Source organism: Listeria cornellensis FSL F6-0969, from assembly GCF_000525855.1.
GTDB classification, from domain to species: Bacteria; Bacillota; Bacilli; order Lactobacillales; family Listeriaceae; genus Listeria_A; species Listeria_A cornellensis.
Map to the genome: position 1 here is coordinate 57,059 of NZ_AODE01000039.1, position 18,940 is coordinate 75,998.

At 40.0% G+C, this 18,940-nt stretch carries 11 protein-coding genes and 1 pseudogene; 1 reads left to right on the forward strand and 11 read right to left on the reverse strand.

The genetic code is table 11. The features are described 5' to 3' along the window. Positions 1-286: 286 nt before the first annotated feature. Genes PCORN_RS14725 through PCORN_RS18720 form a run of 7 tightly spaced genes read right to left on the reverse strand, consistent with a single transcriptional unit; the run spans position 287 to position 11,657 of the window. Complete coding sequence (locus tag PCORN_RS14725; RefSeq protein WP_036082002.1) at positions 287-568, reverse strand: acyl carrier protein; 282 nt, start codon at positions 566-568, stop codon at positions 287-289. Beyond that, positions 556-822 carry a 4'-phosphopantetheinyl transferase superfamily protein gene (locus PCORN_RS18700; protein WP_159102611.1) on the reverse strand — a complete coding sequence of 89 codons (267 nt, stop codon included), beginning with the start codon at positions 820-822 and terminating at the stop codon, positions 556-558. The genes PCORN_RS14725 and PCORN_RS18700 overlap by 13 nt, the downstream gene beginning before the upstream one ends. Next, positions 803-3,700, reverse strand: a complete 2,898-nt coding sequence (locus tag PCORN_RS14730; protein WP_077913934.1) for a ketoacyl-synthetase C-terminal extension domain-containing protein — start codon at positions 3,698-3,700, stop codon at positions 803-805. The genes PCORN_RS18700 and PCORN_RS14730 overlap by 20 nt, the downstream gene beginning before the upstream one ends. A gap of 1 nt (position 3,701) precedes the next feature. Next, a complete protein-coding gene (locus tag PCORN_RS18705) occupies positions 3,702-4,958 on the reverse strand; it encodes a beta-ketoacyl [acyl carrier protein] synthase domain-containing protein (RefSeq protein ID WP_051999518.1) in 1,257 nt (418 codons plus the stop codon). Next, positions 4,951-5,622 carry an SDR family NAD(P)-dependent oxidoreductase gene (locus tag PCORN_RS18710; protein WP_051999519.1) on the reverse strand — a complete coding sequence of 224 codons (672 nt, stop codon included), beginning with the start codon at positions 5,620-5,622 and terminating at the stop codon, positions 4,951-4,953. Before PCORN_RS18710 ends, PCORN_RS18705 begins: the two co-directional genes overlap by 8 nt. Then, positions 5,594-9,844, reverse strand: coding sequence for a type I polyketide synthase (locus tag PCORN_RS18715; RefSeq protein WP_051999520.1), 4,251 nt, complete (start codon positions 9,842-9,844; stop codon positions 5,594-5,596). Before PCORN_RS18715 ends, PCORN_RS18710 begins: the two co-directional genes overlap by 29 nt. Then, complete coding sequence (locus PCORN_RS18720; RefSeq protein ID WP_051999521.1) at positions 9,810-11,657, reverse strand: beta/alpha barrel domain-containing protein; 1,848 nt, start codon at positions 11,655-11,657, stop codon at positions 9,810-9,812. The genes PCORN_RS18715 and PCORN_RS18720 overlap by 35 nt, the downstream gene beginning before the upstream one ends. A gap of 1,136 nt (positions 11,658-12,793) precedes the next feature. Between PCORN_RS18720 and PCORN_RS21425 the strand changes: the two genes are divergently transcribed. Continuing rightward, on the forward strand, positions 12,794-13,312 hold the full coding sequence (locus tag PCORN_RS21425) for a hypothetical protein (RefSeq protein ID WP_036082005.1): 519 nt from the start codon (positions 12,794-12,796) through the stop codon (positions 13,310-13,312). Positions 13,313-13,647: 335 nt separating this feature from the next. Here PCORN_RS21425 and noc read toward each other — a convergent pair. The 4 genes and pseudogenes from noc to mnmE all read right to left on the reverse strand — a co-directional run bounded on the left by noc (position 13,648) and on the right by mnmE (position 18,748). After that, positions 13,648-14,512 (reverse strand): annotated as a pseudogene (gene noc, locus PCORN_RS14745) (nucleoid occlusion protein). A gap of 232 nt (positions 14,513-14,744) precedes the next feature. Further along, positions 14,745-15,461: a 16S rRNA (guanine(527)-N(7))-methyltransferase RsmG gene (gene rsmG, locus PCORN_RS14750; RefSeq protein WP_036082007.1), complete on the reverse strand. Its 717-nt coding sequence runs from the start codon at positions 15,459-15,461 to the stop codon at positions 14,745-14,747. 9 nt (positions 15,462-15,470) lie between these two features. Beyond that, positions 15,471-17,357 (reverse strand): tRNA uridine-5-carboxymethylaminomethyl(34) synthesis enzyme MnmG, encoded by a 1,887-nt coding sequence (gene mnmG, locus PCORN_RS14755; protein ID WP_036082008.1) that lies wholly within the window; start codon positions 17,355-17,357, stop codon positions 15,471-15,473. An 11-nt stretch (positions 17,358-17,368) separates the two neighbouring features. Continuing rightward, a complete protein-coding gene (mnmE, locus tag PCORN_RS14760) occupies positions 17,369-18,748 on the reverse strand; it encodes a tRNA uridine-5-carboxymethylaminomethyl(34) synthesis GTPase MnmE (protein ID WP_036082010.1) in 1,380 nt (459 codons plus the stop codon). Positions 18,749-18,940 lie beyond the last annotated feature (192 nt).

An 18,940-nucleotide genomic window follows, 5' to 3' on the forward strand; every position in this document is an offset into this window, starting at 1 on the left:
AACTGTTTCTTCACCAGACGGATTTAGTTCTATCGTGTGAATTTTTTTTTCCTTCTATTTCTATATAATCCATTTGTCCTCCTTATTTTTCTTCTGTATTTTTTCATTTCCTACACTCTATCCTTCAAAGAAAATTGGGTGTGAGGCTTGCAACATCTAACTCGTTCTCCATCTTTTTATTCAGAGAAAGAGGCACCAACCTCCCCATCAAAAGCTTGCGCCCCAGATGAGAACGGTAAGTCCTCTCCATCAATACATATATTATTTCAAACCAGCAGAGCTAAAACTATTTGTTGTGAACGATAAACTCGACGACATCACCAATGGTCATGTTGATAATTTTTTTCATAGATTTTTTAGCAATCCATCCAACAAATTCTGTGCTCAGATCGTATTCTTTTTTTACCTTCTCTGCAAAAACGACGATTTGGATACTGTCCATTTCTAAGTCTTGAACAAAACGACTGGATTGACCTATTTCAATAAATCCAGCTACATCTTCTCCAATAATCTCCACAATAAATGCCTTTAGCTTCAAGAATACTTGCTGCTCATTTAAATTGTCCATCCAACCACGTACTTCCCTTCAATAACAGACGTCTTCACACAGTCTTCATTCACATATAAGATATTATTTTCAACCTTCGTGACTTCAAATTTCTGTGGCTGTCCTTTAAAACCAGTTCCTGCTTTTTTAGCACTTGCTTCTTTTGCTACCCAGAAACGGATAATGTCTTCTGTCTGATTTCCTAATTTTTGAAGCATAGTTCGTTCTTTTTCAGTAAACGCTACATTCAGGAAGTCAGCATTTTTTTTCTTCAATGCTTTCAATATCTATACCGATTGCATGGTCGGATACCATGGCTACGCCAATATTTTCTTTATGAGCAATGGATACATGATAATTATCTACTTTATCTCTACTCAATTCATGGCCGTTCACTGTAGGCTTACCTTGCTCATCGTGCCCAGAGAATATTTCGATTGGATAAATCATATCTTCTTTATTTTCTGCTACATAATGACGCACTGCATCTTTTAAAGCAATCCGGCTGATAAGGAACTGACGCTGTAATTTTGCTGATTCTAGTGCTTCTGACATTTGTCTGTCTTGTTCATTCAAATATCTTTTAGAAAGTAAGCCTAAAATATTCTCTTGGTTTGTATTGTTAAACAGGAATACGCCAGGCTCGAGTTGTTCTGCAAGAATATTTTTCTGTGGTTTCAAAATAACGTACCAAACAGGCAACTGATTCTCAAATCGTTGACAAACAAAGTCTTTAGCAACAGACCAAACTTTTCCTCCTCGTTTTAGAATCATATTTCCAGCAATAACAGATTCCGTCATTCGAGTAATTTGTAACGTGTGTTCAAATTCGCCTTCTTGGTCAAATATATCTTCATATAACGCCATCTCTTTTAGACGTACTGGGAAAGAAATTGTGTTCTTCTTAGCAGTCAAATGTAAAAAGAGACCTAGTTGTTGCCCCATAATATCGAGTAGGGACCCTTTTCCTTCTTTTTTCTCGGCAGAAGTTCGCATACCTCTTGAGGATACTTTTGATACTTCTTTACACGAGTGATACTGCGGACCATGGAAGGAGAATAAATCATAAAACTCTTCACTCGTGTATGGTTTCATGATACTCTCACCGATATCGATGGTGCCTGTGAACTCTTTTGGTTGCGCCGGCCACTCGTCTGCAAACACAAACTCTGCTTTTGCATAGGAACCAAGTTGCAATGAGATAGTGTCTTCTGATAACCATTTTCCTGTTATTTTTTCATCAAATGGTTTTTCTAACCCGATCCATTGATACGCAGCCACATTCTTAATTTTCACTAGTTTTTTATCTGGCATTCTTTTCTTAGCAACCTCAGATAATAATTCAATCGTCATCGTGAATGGAACAACTAGATTTAAATCTTCCTGGTTATCCCACCATTTTGGCTGACGGACAATGGAATGATCCACTAGGTACGGATGATCTTTGAAATGAAGCGCAAGCGGCTCTTCAAAAGGTTCCAAATTTCGTACTTCTTTTGGTTTAGCTACCGTGCGTCGCTGCACTACTGCTCTTTCTTTTCCACCAACAGCTTGTATGCGTTTTTCAAATAGTTGTTCTATTTCTTTCTGCACTTTTACAGCGTCACGGATATTGTCACTAAGCATTGTTGGAATTGGCATTTTATTTTCCGTATTCGTAGAACCTTCTGATAGAGCGGATAAACCAGCGTCTCCATAACTATTCGCTACTGCCGCTTTTAACTCAGGTAAATCAGCAACAACATTTGGTGCACCACGCGGAATAATCAACAAGCTATTATCTACTTGGTATATCGGTTTTACGCCTAAGAACGTCGGATCTACTTCTTTTCCTTCAACAAAGAGTAAAGCTTGAACTCTGCGAAGTTGATCTGCACCGTCACGAATAGAAACATTGGCTTCTATCGCTCCAAAATCTTCACCCTTCAACGTGTCCTCTATAAAGTTCGTTAATGGACCTCGCCCAATTTGGATAAAAATACGTGCATTTTCTTCTTTATATAGTTTTTCAATTAAGCCACGGAAATAGACTGGCTTAAATAATTGCTCTGAGACTAATTCTACATATTTTTCTTTTTCGTGGGGTACACGTTCAAGCGTTGCAGAAGACCAAACTGGAACTGTTCCTTCTTTCACTTCTACATATTCTAAAAACTCTTGACTTTTATCCATACTTTCAGCAATAAGTGGTGTATGCCAACCTCCTGAGAAAGGTATCGTTGTATAAAAAATCTTTTCAAGCTCAAGTAGCGAACATAATTTGTCACCCGCTTCTTGTGTCCCACTAAACAATACTTGATTAGGGCAATTATCATTAGCCATGTAAAGATCAGGAATTTCTTCGCACCATTTCTGTGCTTTATCTAGACCAATACCACTTGCAGCAATAAGGGGATAATTAACTAGTTCATCCCAATCACGCATCGTCTCAATCATTTTGTTACCATTTCCTTCAACCATACCGGCATATCTTACAGCTTGCCATTCTCCAATACTATGCCCTAAATACATATCAGCTTCAATATTTAACTTATCGAGTGAATGTTTTGTCAGGAAATTAATGTAGTCAACCAAAATAGCAGATTTGTCTGTTTTTTCATTAATAGCTAATGAACTAATAAATTTTTCCGCCGTCTTCTCTTTGTTGATATCCATTGAACTAACAAATTCTTCTATATCTGGCAAATCAAAAGCATCACTAAGCGATTTACTCTCACTTTCCCAATCAGGATTGAAACCTGGGAACATGAAAGCAATCTTTCCTCCGTTTAATAGCATTGGATTATTGCTATACCAAATATCAAAGCGACCATGCCACGTTTTGCCTTTCTCGATGATGGAAATAGCACGTTCTATTCTTTCTTCTGTTAGGGTGAACATAACAAGACGATAATTTCCGCCCGTATTCGTGTAATCTCCCCTTTTAATTTTTTCAATAAGTTGATCATTGGTTTTTGCAGAAATCATCAAGGCTTCACCAAAATAAGGTTTCTTTTTCTGCGGTTTGGCATCTGCTGGTGCTTCGTATGCTGTAAGAATAGCATGTGCGTTAATTCCGCCGAATCCAAAAGCATTGACACCAGCCACTAATGGTAATTCACTTTCTTTCCAGTCCATGAGTTTCTGTGGTGGCATAAAGCGTGATTCAAACATTTCAGGTAATGGATTTTCGCAATGTAAAGTTGGTGGTATTTTTTTTATGGTAAAGGGCTAATGCAGCTTTAATAACGCCGATCATCCCAGCTGCTGGCATAGCGTGACCAATATTAGACTTAACAGATCCAACATACGCTTTGTTATGTGTGTTATCTCCAAAAAATGTTTTCAATGTCTTAATTTCTGTTTTATCCCCTACAACCGTTGCTGTTCCATGAGCTTCTATATAACCTAATTCTTCTGGGTTCATTCCTGCTTTTTCCCATGCTTTTTCTAAAACTCTTACTTGACCTTCCACTGAAGTAACCGTTACATGGGTTCCAGCTCCATCACTACAAATAGCTGACTCCTTGATAACCGCATAAATCTTATCGCCATCTTCCTCGGCTTTTTTCAGGGTTTTTAAAACAACAAATCCTCCACCTTGGCCGACCAATAAGCCGTCAGCATCTTCACTAAATGGAGCAATTTTTTGTTTTCTAGACATAGCTCCAAGCATATCAAATGCTCCCCAAAACATCGCACTATGGGCACTATGCATCCCACCAGCGACAGCGATATCGCATTCGCCACTACGCAACAATTCCATAGAATGATTAATCGCTACAATTCCGCTTGCACAAGCAGCATCGACAGTATATGCTGGACCCTGCAAATCAAATTTATTAGCCACAAGCGAGGCTACCAAGTTAGGCATGGTTCCAATTGCCATGTCTGCTTGGTAGCGTCCTTGTTTGCTCTGGTAAGCCTCTTTTACTTTCTCTAAATCTTCATCTTTTAATTCTGGCAATGTTGTTTTAAGAATAGATGTAAATTGTCTCGCCATACGAATAATTTCAAGACTTCGAAGCGGAACTACTCCAGAGAAATTTCCTTTTCCGATAATGATACTCCCTTTTTTAAGAGGAATATTTTTCTCAAATACACCTGCATCGGCAAGAGCTTGTTCAGCCCCTGCCATCGAGATTAGCTGATCTGGTTCAATTCCATTAGCAGCTACAGGTAAGATACCATATCGAAGCGGATCTACTTTAAATGCGTTACTAAAACCGCCTCGTTTACAATAAAAACGGTCAACTCCATTTGGCGTTCCTTCAAAATGATACGGATCAATAACATCACTAGGAGCATCTGTGATAAAATCTTTTCCTTCAGAAATGCCTTGCCAAAATTCTTCTACGCTATCTCCCGCTGGAGAAAAGATAGACATGCCGACAATCGCAATATCTTGATTAGCTGTCTTTTTTTCAGACATTTACCATGCTCCTCTTCTCCGTTATCAACGCTGCATCAATAAAGTTAGCCATATTTTCTTCTTCACCAGCAATAGCTAAAACTCGTGAATTCTTTCCATGAAAAATTTCTTTTACAAAGAATTCAGCGCCTTTATCTAACTCTATAAAGCTAATCCCTTTTTTGCGGAACTCACTTTCTAATCCTGCGTCTACCATACCTGCACCTTTCCAAGGTCCCCAGTTAAATGATTTGATAACTAATGACGGGTTCGCCGTTTGGAAATTGGTTACTGCAGCATCCATTGCACTGTTTCCAGAAGAATAGTCACATTGACCAGCATTACCAAAGGCAGAAGAGATAGAGCTGAACAAGACCAATAATTTCAATTCTGTTCCGAGTTCATCCATGATTACTTCTAATGGCAATACCTTCGTGTCATAAACGCGTTCAAAAGAAGCTATTTCTTTGTGCTTAAACAATTTATCTTCTAGAATTCCCGCTGCATGAATGACGCCATCAATTTGACCAAGTTCTTCTTTTACATCCGTAATCAATTGACGAAGCTCTTCTTGATCTGTTACATCGGCTTTTTTATACGTTACTTTTCCACCATTTTGTTCTACTAGAGCTATGGAAGAAGCAATTTGTTTCGTTTTAAAAAATTTGTTTTGTTTGAGCTTCAATTTCTTTCGGCTGTTTCAAACCTTCTACTGTAATTAAATGTTGGCGAATTTCTTCGATTGTTTCTAAATCTTTATGCGCTTCATCTACTCCATTAAATGCTGTTCTTCCAACTAACACGTAATGACATGGGCATTCTTTGGCAAAGTTAGATAATAAGTGTGGTGTGATACCTTGTGCGCCACCTAATGCTAAAACAACAGATTCTGGATTTAGGGCAAGAGTGGATTCGCTTAACTCTTCCTCACTTAAATTCACTATTGTAGGAACAACTTTAAAACGTTCTTTTCCTTCATACACAATTTCTGGATATTTGCTTTCAACAGCTAGTTCTTGGAGCACAATTTTACTTAATTCTTCCTTTTCTAGTGTATTTGTTACCGTTATCGAACAGAAATCAACATTCGCGTATTCATGAACAAGTGCTTTAATAAGTCCCGCGAAACCTTCTGGTACTACGTTAGTTTCCTTGCTCGGTGTATCATCTAACGCGATAACCCATTCTAAATGACTCATCTCAGATTGTTTCAACAGGTTAAATAATTGCTTCGCTCCTGTTTGTTCTTTATTTTCAACAGAATGAATCATGATTAAACCGTGACACTCATTCAAGACCATTTCGTCAACTAAGCCAGCTTTTGCTCCTTGTTGATTCAATACCTCTACGATTTGCGTTCCTAAATCTTTATCCCCTGTAGCTATAGCAAACAGTTTATCTTTGACGCTAGCCACATTTATTTCATCAATCGGAGTTAACGTTTTTTCTAAAATCATGCGCACAACGTCATTTGGCAACATTTCATCTTCGTTTTCCGTAGAAGCTAAATGATCTAACGCAGCTACCCCTTCAAATTCTGTGGAACTTGAGGTCGAAGCCGTTCCTTCTTCCATCGATTTCCCGATTTCCTCTATCCAGAAAACAAGATCTCTAAATTTCTTAATGGAAATCATTTTCTCGAAGAATTCATCCATTCCACCATCTTGACTTTCAGGCATAGCTACACGCTCACCTAAAGCTCCAACAATCTCCATTTTTTTGATGCTATCGATACTTAAATCGGCTTCCAAGTCCATATCTAAGTCAAGCATTTCAATTGGATATCCTGTTTTTTCACTAACAATTTCTAAAATAATATTCGCTATTTCATCAGAAGAAAGACTCGCAACATCAGGCAGGCCATTTGTTTCTTCCACAACTTCTGTTTCTGCAAGTTCTATCAGATTAGCGTTGTTATCCATACCTTCAGGAGCATTGTTATACGCAAATTGTCTACGTTCTGTTGCCATCCGTGGAGAAATATCTGGGCTTCCTAGATAGCCTAACATTACATCTCTCTGATCTTGTACCATTGCATTCATGTTATCTAAATAGGCCATGACAATCTCTTCTGGATTGGCAGTTCCTGAATAATTTTTCTTTAATCTATCCAACGAAAGAATCTCTCCTTGTACTTGCTTCCCAGCATGAGCAGGTAGTTCTCCTTTTTCTGGCATTGCAGCTCGACCATCTACATTCCAGACAGTTGCATTTTTCTTATACTTATCCGTGTTTTCTAAATCAATCAATGTGACCTTCCTTTCTTTGAACATATTTTCCATGTCTATCGTTCTACCGGTTGTCATATATTTAGCCAATGCTTGTAAGAAATAAGTTAGGCCTTCCTCGTCGGAGCGCTCAACTTGTATAGGGACAATTTTATCCGAATCCAATGTTTTATTAACCAAACCAACAAGGGTACCTCCTGGGCCAACTTCAACAAATACACGCGCACCGTCTTCATACATCGCTTCAATTTGCTCCACAAAACGAACAGGCTTTACGACGTGCTCAGCTAATCGTTGTTTCATAGCTTTCGGATCTTGTGGATACACCTTGGAAGTTGTATTTGACCATACTGGTAACGTTGCTTTCTTAAATTTAACATCGCTCAATGCTTCCGCAAAATGACCTTCCGCATCAGCCAACAGAGGACTATGGAACGCGCATGACACATTGATTTCTGTGTATGGTATTTGCATTTCTTCTGCTTTTTTAATGAATAATTCCATGCCTTTTTGACTTGCTGCAATAACTGTTTGCTGTGGAGAATTATAGTTAACCGCCCAAACATCTTCTAGTTCGTCAATCATTGCATCAACTGTGTTTGTATCGGTATGAACAGCTGCCATTTTCCCAGTATCTTCACCCACTGAGGACAAAATAGCGGCTGCGCGACTTTCACTTAATTTCAGCAAATTATCTGTATCAAATACTCCTGCAAAGCTCAAGGCAGGAAGTTCTCCATAGCTGTGTCCTGCTACCATATCTGGTTGAATACCAAACGAAGTTAGTAATTGAGAAATGGCAGTATCCACGATTCCAAGAAGAGGTTGTGCATTTCTTGTATCTTTTATTATTTCTTGTTGCGCACGTCTAGCTTCCGGTGTAAAGGCTTGATTTGGGAACAAGATATTTTCATACTTTTCATTCCCTTTCAAAAGACTACGCAATTGAGGGAATACCATGAATAAGTCTGCAGCCATATTGATACGTTGGCTTCCTTGACCAGAGAACATAAAGGCTACTTTTCCATCTACTTTAGCTAGTTTTTGAATATTTTCATCGGTATGTCCTTCTTTAGCCATTTCAATACGAGCAAGCAACTCTTCTCGCGTTTTAGCTACGATAACATATTGCACAGTCTTGTCTTGCCCATGCTTAAACGCAGAGTACGCAATGTCTCTCATTTTTAATTTATTATTTATTTCGTAAACCTCTTGTACTTTTTTCATTAATTCAAAAGCTTCTTCTGGCGTTTCACCTGCAAAAACAAATAATTCAGAAGGCCAATGTTCGATTGGAGTTTCCGCTACTTCGTTACCATAGTTTTCAATAATCGTATGGAAATTGGTACCACCAAAACCAAAGCCACTGATTCCTGCAACACGACGTTCTGCATTCCAGAAACTTGATTTTTCAGTCCGGAAAGAAAATGGACTACTTGGGAAGTACGCTGCATTTGGCTGATTTAAATGCAATGTAGGTGGGAATATACCATAACGTACACTGTTCACGGCTTTCATTAAGCCTGCTACGCCAGCCGCACATTTTGTATGACCGATTTGAGATTTTACGGAACCTAACTTAACGCTACCTGGCTCTGAACCACTATCTACGAATAGATCTGTCAACGCATTTAGTTCGATCTGATCTCCTACAGCCGTCCCCGTACCATGTGCTTCGACCAAACCAACGTCTAAAGGATTAATTCCGGCAGTTTCGTATGCTTGCTCCAAGGCTTTTATTTGTCCTCTACGACTTGGCGCTGTAAGTCCTAGGCTTTTGCCATCACTACTTGCACCGATACCTTTAATCACCGCTAAAATGTTGTTGCCATCTTGTTCTGCGTCTTCTAATCTTTTTAGAACCACGACCCCGACACCTTCTCCAAGCGCGATACCATCCGCACCTTCATCAAAAGTGGCACAGCGTCCTTTTTTAGATAAGGCAAACGTACTCGAGAACATCAAGAAATCATAAATACTATTATGCAAATCCGCGCCACCTAAAATGACCATATTTGCCTTTTCTGTCGTTAACTCTGATAAAGCAATGTCCAGAGCAGCTAGCGATGAAGCGCACGCAGCATCTACGGTGAAGTTACGACCACCTGTGTTCAAGCGATTCGAAATTCTACCCGCAATAACGTTCGACAACACACCAGGGAAAGAATCCTCTGTTAATCTTGGTAAAATCTCTTTCGCCTCTTCTGGCAATTCACCGAGTAATTGTTGTAATCCAGCTCGAGAACCATAAGACGTCGCCAATTCTCCCGCACCTTGCGCACCAAATATGACAGAAGTCTCCTCGAAATCACCGTTATCCAAGTCGGTATATCCAGCATTCTCTAGTGCTCGCTTCGTCACAAGCAAACTCAATAATTGAACGGGTTCAACGGCTGCTAAAGACTGTGGCGTTATACCAAATTCCAACGCATCGAAGTCATGTTTACCTAAAAATCCGCCCCACTTAGAAACAACATGATCCGTATCTTTTGTATCTGGGTCATAAAACATTTCTTTAGACCAACGCTCATCGGGTACTTCCGTTATGCAATCTTTACCAAAAACAATATTACTCCAATACTGCTCGTTATCTTCTGCACCTGGAAAAATACCTGCCATACCAACAATTGCGATATCCGTTGATTTAGATTCCTTTTTTTGTATATTCTGGTAGTACAATTTTATCAGTTATCTCTTTACTGCCTTCACCAATCATTTTATGGATTTCTTTAATCGAGCGCTTCTTATTACTAAAAGCAGTGATCGCACCCGTCATAAATAGGCCATTTTCAAGTTGTTCTTCCGTCGATAACGGCAAAAGTTTGTCGCCATGACGCTCGATGCCTTTTGAAGCTATCCTAAGTCTTCCAAGGTTTAAATCCTCCAACTTAAGCAGTAATTCCCCAGAATCCATATTTTCAGCAATCATTCTTGCTTTTTCGGCATTGAAAAAATCAGTAAACGTCGATGGAGCACATCGCGTATGTTGTCCTTTACCTGAGTCAAGAATCACCGTCTGATTTTTTTCTATCAAAATATCTTGGTACGTACTTGTAATGGCTTTACGTTCAACAATCTCGTGCGAATATAAATATGCCGTTCCACACAATACACCAACTTTTACATCTCTAGCTGCTAAAGGTGCTGTCATAATACGAACAAATGCAGCTGATAAATCATCGTGAATACCGCCAGCAAAAAATGCAGTTACTTCTGAAGGTTTGTTAATTTTCAAAATTTTATTGATTTGCTTTTCCCATAAAATTGTCGAATAGATGGACCCAACGTGCCCACCACTTTCTCTACCTTCAAAAATAAATTTACGCGCGCCGTCTTTGATAAACATATCCAAAAGACCAGGAGCAGGCGTATGAATAAAAACTTTAATGCCTTCCTTTTCGAATACCTTAGCTTGAGCTGGTCTACCGCCAGCAATTAACACATGTGTTGGCTTTGCTTTTAGTATCAGTTGTGTTTGCTCTTCTAATTTCGAAGGATAAATGAAGCCTAAAATACCAACGCCCCAAGATTTATCCCCTAAAATTTCTGCTGTTTTTTCTAAAGCATTTTCTGCGACTTCTCCAGAAAGCATACTCATAGCAAAAAATGGTAAACCTCCACCTGATGCCACATCTCCTAAAAATTCGGGTATATCACTAACACGCGCCATCGGACCTTGAGCGATTGGATACTTTATATTCAATTCTTTCGAAAGTACTGAATTTTCTCCTAATATATCGTGCTGTTTTGCCTGCTTTACATGTGAAAATATCGTCCGCGAAATCGCTTTTACTAAATATTTTAAATGTCTATATTCGCTTACCAAATCAGTAGCTAATAATATATCTTGCCCTAATGTTACATTTTCTTTATTCGGTAGTACATAGAATTTGTACCCATCTTTGTCTTGAATCTCGTTGCCACTTAAATGGCCTAAATGTTTTTTATCCGCCTCTGGAAGAGAACATTCTGGGAATAGAGCTAACTGGGAATCCATAATAATACCAGTTACTCCCAGCGCTCCATATGCCGCTGCACTGTGTATCCCGACTCCACCTTGAACAAAAACTTCAACTTCTTTGCATAATTTATTGATTTGTTGGAACAATAGGAAGGTCGTTTCTTTCCCGCTTAATCCAGCACCTTCTGCTCCCTTAATAATTATCTTATCTGCTTTTTCATATAATGCTTCCTGAGCTTCTTCAATCGAATGGATTTGCCATACTACTTCTTGTTTTCTAGTATTCGGAAATCCCCAAGGTTGAACAATCGTTGTTACGTTTTTCGGTAATTCTATATCTCCCATCCTTATATCAGAAATACAAACACCAAAATGATCAATCCTCATTGCTAATTCTTTTAACGCTACTTCTGCTTCTCCCTTATCCCAACCTAAATGTAAAACTGGAAATCCACCAGCTTTTTTAAACTCCAAAGCAAGCCGTACATCCGGCTTTTCAAAAGGAGTTACCATCCAAAATTTTAAATTCATACCCTACCCCCATATTCTTAAACTACGTACTAGGAGAAATACTAACAGAAAAAATATCTTTTATCAATACGTTATTTATTACACAAACTAATTAAATTAATGGGAGTATGTAATCAAATGAGACAAAAAAAAGAGATACGGTATAATTGGATTTATTCGATTTTGCAAAAGAGTGTATCAGATATATCTTACTAGAAATTAATATCTTTTTATGGATAAATGTACTATCTTTATATTTTGAAGTTAATATATGACGAAATTTCAGAATGAAAATTTTGCAGATATTTATTAGATTATATTCCTATGAAAAAATAGCATTCAGATTATCAATAATTTTTGTATACATTGAAAAAATATTGATATAAAGCCATTTATTTTTATACGGGAAGTATAGCGTATTTTCTACAATTTACGGATATAAAGCATGTCTTATATATCTTTTAAATTACATTAATTAGTATTTATTACAAAAAATGTGTTCCATTGCCTAATAGAATGTAACCCATTAGCTAAATCCATCTTAGCAATAATAAGATGATATACGAAACAATAAATAAGAAATTTTAAACTTGTATCTTTCACCTATGTAATAAAAAAAGTATTGACAGAAAGTAGATATTTTGAACAAAAAAAATTTTATTTTGTCGTTCCTTACATATATAAATTGTTTTAAAACAAGATTCAGATTCCATTTCAGTTGAAGAATCCTTTTTTTTTGATAGTATTTCCTTGGCAGTGCTTTTTGAAGTTTAAAAGTAAAATCCTCTCTTGGCATCAATGTTAGAGGTTTCTAGTATATATATCTATCATTTATCATAACCAATCTTCTATGATATGTACCAGATCATTCATAGACGCATAAAAGATACTGGGACAAACTCCCATGTCAGCTTCCGCTGACACCAATCATAATGAAAAAAGCTATCGACCTACAACTGTTTTTCTATCATAATAGAGATAGAGGAATAAGTTGTAGGTCGATAGCTTATTGAGGTTCTCCAAAACCTCGCGGGACAAACTGAACTGTCATGCTCATTTGCACCATTAATTATGCTTTCAAGCATGAGTATAAAAATAAAGATTTTCTATGAACATGATAACTTATTCCTCTACTAATTTGCAAGGAGGAATTTAATATGGATATACTTGTTGATAGTTGTGCAGGCATCGATATTCACCAAAAGGTAATGGTAGCTTGTGTCTTAACGAGTCCCTCCAAAGGAACACGACCAAAAAAATTTATAGAAAGCTTCGCTTCTACAACCAATGGATTACTACAAATGCATGATTGGCTGAAATCGGGTTGGATATGTCCGCCTTTCCTTCTTCGAAACATTTGGCTTCATGGGCAGGTCTCGCACCTGGTAATCATGAAAGCGCGGGAAAAAAATTATAATGCGCGTATCCGTAAAGGGAATGCGTATTTAAAGAAGGTCCTAACACAAGCGGCGCTTGCTCTTAGTCGTGGAAAGGATAATCGTATCAAAGCCTTTTTCTGGCGCATCGCTAAATATAAAGGGCCTAAAAAAGCGATTATTGCCACCGCGCATTTATTACTTCGCATTATTTATCGATTATTAAAAGATAACTCCCGCTATATTGAATTTGGAGAACATTACTTAAAGCAGAAAGGAGCTTTACCAAAACTTTTATAGGTACACTAATAAGCGATATTTAAAATTTTTTCTGTTTATTATACATAAGGGTGTAAGCCTTTTTTTGCATTTTTACGGATAGTTTTCGTATAATAACCCAGATAAATCGGCGAAAAGCGCTCGCATTCAGGGAGTTTGGTGGACTTCCGGTCATCACATACACCAGTATGCGCAGCTCTCCGACTTCCACGAAACTCCCTGAATACAAACGCTTTCGCTCGATTTGTGTCTTGCAGAATTCACGTCTTACCCGAAAAAGGGATTCGTGATTTTCTGCTTATTTTCCTTTATCTTGAGTTTTGTCTCAGACTCCTTTAAAACCTATTTTTGAAAGCTTATTTTGCTTTTTTCTTTGAAATTTGGATGGTAATCTGATAGCAATCCTCTAACTCTTCTTCTTCCATCTGCAAATCCATTCCATTATCCTTCACCATCGTGACCGACTGCTTTATAGTGTTCATAGCAATTCGAACATCACGGCTAATCGCTTGACGCTTCGGCTTCACTTTTTTTTGGCTTTGGCTTGGTGACAAGTGTTTCAATATGTTGCTCCGTTTCTTTCACATTCCACTTGTTCTCGATGATTTTTGATAGTACGTCTTGTTGCTGTTCCTGCGTTTCTAAAACTAGCAATGATCGTGCGTGGCGTTCTGAGATTTGTTTATCTAGAACAGCTTGCTGGACGATTTCTGGCAATCTCAACAAACGTAATTTGTTAGCTATAGCCGATTGACTTTTACCAACACGTTGCGCTAATGCTTCTTGTGTTACTTCTTGCATATCCAGCAAACTTTGATACGCTTTTGCCTCTTCAATTGGCGTTAACTCTTCACGTTGTAAGTTTTCAATGAGGGCAATGGAGGCTACTTCAGCATCTGTAAGATTTTGAACGATAGCCGGGATTGTGTCCCATTCCAATGAGGAAACAGCTCGGAATCGTCGTTCACCAGCGATAATCTCGAATTTTTCAGGCTCATATTCACGCACAACAATTGGCTGAATGACGCCATGAATACGGATTGTTCTGGCTAATTCCTCTATTTTTGACGAATCAAAGACCGTTCTGGGCTGATAGCGATTCGGAATGATAGCTGCGATAGGAAGTTCCACGATTTGTTGCATGAATTCCTCCACGGTTTCTTCCGTTTCAATCTCAATATATTCCTTATCTTTCTTTCCGAATAAGCGCGAAAAAGGCATTATCAATTCATCCCTTCTAATGTTAAGCGTGAATGTTGTCCAGTGTATCGACAAATGCTCATCTCCGTCGTTAAAGTCTGCGCGCCGGTGCTCGACTTTGCCTAGGATCTAAGCATTTGTCGACACGCTGGAGTTTGGCGCAGCTTTTACGGAAATCGTTTTTTCGATCGTTTGGAATTTCACTTTATCTACTGTCCATTTTAGCAGAAACTTGCTGATAAATATATGCTTTTCATTCAATTGGCTGTTTGTTCGGCGTTCCTGCCTTGCGAGGATACTTATTTGGCGTCTCCTTTACTTTTTCGATCAAATATAAATTACGTTCGCTGTCCTCAATCGGCAATAGAAAATCATAATGGTCTTTCACTTTACCACCTAGTGTTGCAATCGCTTTGGCACCAATTTTTAGTTCCTGCTCCGCTTGCATCGCCTTCATCGCTAGGAAAAAACCACCCTTTTTGACTAGTGGCAAACAAAGCTCGGTTAATACGCTCATTCTTGCTACGGCGCGCGCTGTGACTAAGTCAAAACTGCCACGAAACGCTTTATTTTGGCCAAATTCTTCCGCGCGTGCATGATGAAAATGAACCTTATCCAATTTCAAAGCAATCGCAAGCGCATCTAAAAAGGTAATCCGTTTCTGCAAGGAATCCACAATCGTAACATCCAAATCAGGGAAACAAATCTTGATTGGAATACTTGGAAATCCAGCACCAGCACCAACATCACAAACCGTTCCCACACCTTTAAAATCAACATAAAAAGCCGCAGAAATCGAGTCATAAAAATGCTTCAAATAGACCTCATCACGCTCTAAAATAGCGGTCAAATTCATTTTTCCGTTCCATTCTACAAGCATTTTAAAATACGTGTCGAATTGTGTCATTTGCTCATCAGATAAATCGATACCCTTTTGCAATAATTGCTCTCTAAACTGTTCTGGATTCACGTTTTTCCCTCACTTTGTTTTTGCGATTTTGCCTTGCTCAATATAGATTAACAAGATGGAAATATCGGCGGGATTTACACCTGAAATACGGCTAGCCTGCGCGATCGAAAGCGGTTGGATTTTCTTCAATTTCTCCAATGCCTCCGTTGCCAAACTGCCAATCGCATCATAATCGATGTTTTCCGGAATTTTTTTGCCTTCCATACGCTTCATTTTCTCTACTTGGTTCAATGATTTCTCAATATAACCTTCATATTTAATCTGAATTTCGACCTGCTCCTCGATATCTGCAGTTAGCGATGTTTCACGTGAAACAATCTCCATCAAAATATTATACGTAATCTCCGGACGTCTCAAGAAATCCGCTGCTAAAACGCCATCCTTGAGCTCCGCACTACCCATGTCGACCAACATTTTCTGAACAGCCGCAGTCGGTTTGATACGCGTCGTTTTCAGTCGTTGTTTTTCAGCCTCAATAGCTTCACGTTTCGCTACAAAACGGGCATAACGTTCGTCACTGATGAGACCAATTTCATGGCCAATCTCGGTCAAACGCAAATCCGCATTGTCGTGGCGTAACAACAAGCGATACTCCGCGCGAGACGTCAATAAGCGATACGGCTCATCGGTTCCCTTCGTCACGAGATCATCAATGAGAACGCCGATATAACCTTGATCGCGTCCAAGCACAACCGGCTCTTTTCCAGAAGCACGGCGCGCCGCATTGATCCCAGCCATTAAGCCCTGTCCAGCAGCCTCTTCATAACCACTTGTCCCATTCAATTGACCCGCTGTATATAAATTCTCGATTCGTTTCGTTTCCAGCGACGGCCACAATTGCTCCGGCATCACCGCGTCATACTCAATCGCATAACCAACACGCATCATTTCGACATTTTCCAATCCAGGAATCGTTGCCAACATTTCACGCTGCACATCCTCTGGCAAACTCGTCGACAAACCTTGCACGTAAACCTCTTCCGTATGGCGACCCTCAGGCTCTAGGAAAATTTGATGGCGCGGCTTATCGCTAAAACGCACAATCTTATCCTCAATCGACGGACAATAACGCGCACCCGTCCCCTTCTTAGTCGCAGTAAACATCGGCGAACGATGCAAATTCTTCTCGATAATTTGGTGTGTCGCCTCATTTGTATACGTTAACCAACACGGCAACTGATCCATAATGAAATCCACCGTCTCATAACTAAAAGCACGCGGAACATCATCACCAGGCTGCTCTTCTGTTTGCGAATAATCGATTGAACTCGACTTCACACGCGGCGGGGTACCCGTTTTAAAACGACGCAACTCAAAACCTAGCTCTTCCAAGTGCTCAGAAAGCTTAATCGACGGCTGCTGATTGTTCGGACCACTAGAATAACGCAGTTCCCCGACAATAATCTCACCACGTGAAAATGTCCCCGTTGTCAGCACGACCGTTTTTGCATAATAAATCGCGCCGCTGTTCGTGATGACACCTTTACAAACACCATCTTCCACAACAAGACGATCTACTAATCCCTGACGTAGCGTGATATTTTCCTCTTTTTCAATCGTGTACTTCATTTCGTGTTGATAATCCCACTTATCCGATTGCGCACGCAAAGCACGAACTGCAGGACCTTTTCCGGTGTTAAGCATCCGCATTTGAATATGCGTTTTATCCGTATTTCGACCCATTTCGCCGCCAAGCGCATCGATTTCGCGCACAACGACACCTTTCGCAGGCCCTCCAACAGAAGGATTACACGGCATGAACGCCACCATATCTAAATTAATTGTGAGCATCAACGTTTTCGCGCCAATTCGGCCACTCGCAAGGCCCGCTTCCACGCCTGCATGTCCCGCACCGACCACGATTACATCATAATGTCCCGCATCATAAGTTTGCATATTTCAACACATCACTTTCCTAAACAAAATTGGTTAAATAACTGATCGAGCAGTTCACCTTGCACCGACTCACCGATAATTTCCCCGAGTAAATCCCAAGCCCGCGTCATGTCAATCTGAACGATATCCACTGGCATTCCAGCTTCCACACCATCAATAACCGCCTCAATCGCACTAATCGCCTCATGCAAAAGCGCAATATGACGCGCATTCGAAACATACGTCGCGTCCCCAGCATCAATCTCTCCCGCGAAAAACAAATCCCGAATCGCGATCTCAAGCTGCGCAAGTCCCGCATCATTCACAAGCGACGTCTCGACCACCGGGTTATCCCCAGCAAGCTCCCGAACTCGCGCCACATCAATCTTCTGCGCTAAATCCGTCTTATTCAAAACGACCACAAAATTATGCCCCGCGACCGCCTCAAACAACGCCTCATCTTCCACACTTAGCGGCTCATTTTGATTCAACACCAACAAAATAAAATCCGCATCCTGTAGCGCCTTGCGCGACCGCTCCACGCCAATTTTTTCAACAATATCTTCCGTCTCTCGAATCCCAGCTGTATCAATCAAACGCAGCGGCACCCCACGAACATTCACATACTCCTCGATGATATCACGCGTTGTACCAGCAATATCCGTCACAATCGCCTTTTCCTCCTGAATCAACTGGTTCAAAAGCGATGATTTCCCAACGTTTGGCCGACCAATAATCGCCGTCGCCAGTCCCTCACGCAAAATCTTGCCCTGTTGCGCCGTCAATAACAACTGCTCCACCGAAGCCCGCACCAATTGCGCCTTCTCCACCAACATCCGCTGCGTCATTTCTTCCACATCGTCGTATTCCGGATAATCTATGTTCACTTCGACCTGCGCCAAAGCATCTAAAATTTCCTGTCTCAAATTGCGAATCAAGCGCGACAAACTACCATCCATCTGCTGCATCGCAACACCCATCGCACGATCCGTTTTTGCCCGAATCAAATCCATCACAGCCTCCGCTTGCGACAAATCAATCCGTCCATTCAAAAAGGCACGTTTCGTGAATTCACCAGGTTCCGCTAGTTTAGCCCCATTTCGAAGCAATAATTGCAACACCCGATTCACCGAAACAATCCCACCATGCGCATTAATCTCGACCACATCTTCCCGAGTAAACGTCCGCGGCGCACGCATCACCGTTGCCATGACCTCCTCGACCGTTTCCTTCGTGCCCGGATCCACAATATGGCCATAATGTATCGTGTGACTCTCCACTTCGCCAAGCGATTTTTGCGCACAAAAAATGCGATCCGCTATCTGAATCGCCTCATCACCACTCAAACGAATAATAGCAATGGCTCCCTCGCCCGGCGGTGTTGAGATTGCAGCAATTGTATCAAATTCCATTCTTTACCCTCCAATTCCTAGAAAAACGGCTCACAAAGAAGCCCCGGTTTCCTAATCGAATAAATTTTGGCACATGACCTGTGCATATCATCAACATTTGCTCCGCTTTCACCAAAGCTAATAATGATTGGTTTTATATAGTTATCCGAAAAAAGTTATCCACATATCCGGATTTTTTAAGATTAAAAAAAT